Annotated in this window: 2 protein-coding genes and 2 pseudogenes; 1 reads left to right on the top strand and 3 read right to left on the bottom strand. The window is 56.2% G+C overall.

Going from position 1 to position 2,335, the window contains the following annotated elements; translation table 11 throughout:
• Window positions 1-27: 27 nt before the first annotated feature.
• A pseudogene (locus QP981_RS11090) lies at window positions 28-126 on the top strand (IS481 family transposase); the annotation flags it as partial.
• A 105-nt stretch (window positions 127-231) separates the two neighbouring features.
• Here QP981_RS11090 and QP981_RS11085 read toward each other — a convergent pair.
• The 3 genes and pseudogenes from QP981_RS11085 to QP981_RS11075 form a co-directional block, all read right to left on the bottom strand.
• The gene (locus QP981_RS11085) at window positions 232-1,068 is read right to left on the bottom strand and encodes an aminoglycoside O-phosphotransferase APH(6)-Id (protein WP_000480968.1); all 837 of its coding nucleotides are present in this window, start codon (window positions 1,066-1,068) and stop codon (window positions 232-234) included.
• Complete coding sequence (aph(3'')-Ib, locus tag QP981_RS11080; RefSeq protein ID WP_001082319.1) at window positions 1,068-1,871, bottom strand: aminoglycoside O-phosphotransferase APH(3'')-Ib; 804 nt, start codon at window positions 1,869-1,871, stop codon at window positions 1,068-1,070. Before aph(3'')-Ib ends, QP981_RS11085 begins: the two co-directional genes overlap by 1 nt.
• 65 nt (window positions 1,872-1,936) lie before the next feature.
• Window positions 1,937-2,257: pseudogene (locus tag QP981_RS11075) on the bottom strand (recombinase family protein); the annotation flags it as partial.
• Window positions 2,258-2,335: the final 78 nt, after the last annotated feature.

Below are 2,335 nucleotides of genomic sequence, written 5' to 3'. Positions count from 1 at the left end.
TACGAAGACCGCGGCGGAGGCCAATTGATGACCCATCCGAACGCTCTTCTCACTCCTCGTGCCCGTCTCCGGTTAGCTCGGCTGATTGTCGAAGACGGCTATCCGGCCACGATCGCCGCAAAGATGGGGTCGTTTGCGGGAGAGGGCGAAATCCTACGCTAAGGCTTTGGCCAACGATATTCTCCGGTAAGATTGATGTGTTCCCAGGGGATAGGAGAAGTCGCTTGATATCTAGTATGACGTCTGTCGCACCTGCTTGATCGCGGCCGCGATAGCTAGATCGCGTTGCTCCTCTTCTCCATCCGCGTTCCAAGCTGCGGAAAGGCACCCATAAGCGTACGCCTGGTCGAGCAGGCGACGCGGATCGACGTCCAGCGCACGAGAGAATGCGTCCGCCATCTGTGCAATGCGTCTAGGATCGAGACAAAGGTCGTCTCTGTCAGCCGGATCGTAGAACATATTGGCGGCGCCAAAGCCCACTTCACCGACCAGACCGACGGGATCTATCACCAGCCAGCCGCGACTGGAGAACATGATGTTTTCATGATGCAGATCGCCATGTAGCCCACGCAGTTCCGAGGCATTGCTCATCATTTGATCGGCTATAATCGCCGCGTGGACGTAGTCAGTTTGACAACCTGCGTTTTGATCATCGCGCGCCCGCTGAAACAAAGCTGCAAAGCGATCCCGGATCGGGAGAAGGGCAGAAGGCAGGGGTTCCTCAGATGCGGCATACAGCTTCGCCATTAGTTCCGCTGCAATTTCGGTCGCCTGGTAGTCGCCGTGCTCGGCAACGATGTGAGAGAGCATTCGCTCCCCGGCATATTCGAGCAACATCAGATTGTTCTCACGACCGAGCAACCGGACTGCTCCCCTCCCATTGCGCCATACCAGATAGTCGGCCCCGCGCAGTTCATCAGCAATGTCTTCTATAGGTTTCAATCCCTTGACGATTGCAGGAGTCCCGTCTGGCAATGAAACTTTCCAAACGAGGCTGGAAAAGGTGTCCGCAATGAGAACAGGTTGCGAAACGTGCCAATGAGCAGGAAAAACAGGCGGCATGAACATCAACCCCAAGTCAGAGGGTCCAATCGCAGATAGAAGGCAAGGCGTTCGCGGTCGGGGGCTTCGATCCCCAATACATTGAATAGGACAGCGAAGGCGCGCTCTGCTTCATCTGGCGCTGCCCAGTTCTCTTCGGCGTTAGCAATCATGAGTGCCAAATCGGCATAGCGATCTGCTGTTCCGAGCCGCCCAAGGTCGATCAGACCCGTGCATTGAAGAGTTTTAGGGTCCACCATGAAGTTCGGCATGCAGGGATCACCATGGCAAACAACCATATCGGTGCGCTCTTGGTCGAGCCGCACCGGTAGCTCTCGTTCGACACGAGCCAAAAGATCGAGCTGCGGCGTACTCTTGTCCTCGTCCGGTAAGAAGTCGGGATTGACGGCATTGCGGGACACCACATCAACGGCGCGTCCGAACATTCGCGACAGCCTGCGCTCAAACGGACATTGATCAACCGATAGGCTGTGAACAGCGCCAAGTTGCTGCCCCATTGACGGCCACGCTTTGAGCAAATCCGCTCCAGACAGATCAGCCGCCGGTACTCCCGGAATTGCCGTTATCACCAAGCATGCACCCTCCTGTTCCTCCTGCCAGTTGATCACCTCGGGGCAAGCCACACCTCGACCTTTGAGCCAAATGAGGCGGTCACGCTCTCCAGCGAGCTCACCGCGGCGGGAAGCAGGTGCGATTTTCGCGAAGGCATGCCCGTCACCACGTCGAAAAACAAAATCACCAGATTCTCCGCCTCTGACAGGCAACCAGTCAGAATGCGATTCACCAAAAAAAATATTAGTTCGATTCAATGGAGGTTCCTTCAGTTTTCTGATGAAGCGCGGAGGTGGCTCAACCTGCGAAAAGAAACGAGTTGCTACGTAAGTCCGAGAACATGCTTTCCATGGTCTCTGAGCTCGCCTTTGGGACCGACATATCGGTAGAGAGTGACGCGCTCGATGCCGAGTTCCTTGCAGAGATCGGAAACTGAAGTATCGCGCTGGGCCATGGCGGCTTGCGCGAGACGCACCTGAGCTTTGGTGAGCGCGAATTTTCGTCCGCCCTTGCGACCGCGCGCTCTCGCGGAGGCGAGACCCGCCATGGTGCGCTCTCGGATCAGATCCCGCTCGAACTCGGCCAAGGTGGCGAAGATTCCGAACACCATGCGACCGGACGCAGTCGTGGTGTCGATCTGAGCGGGCACTGTTGCAAAGTTAGCGATGAGGCAGCCTTTTGTCTTATTCAAAGGCCTTACATTTCAAAAACTCTGCTTACC

It is taken from the genome of Corynebacterium sp. MSK047 (genome assembly GCF_030232285.1).
Taxonomy (GTDB): domain Bacteria; phylum Actinomycetota; class Actinomycetes; order Mycobacteriales; family Mycobacteriaceae; genus Corynebacterium; species Corynebacterium jeikeium_D.
This window is presented reverse-complemented; position numbering and strand designations above follow the sequence as displayed.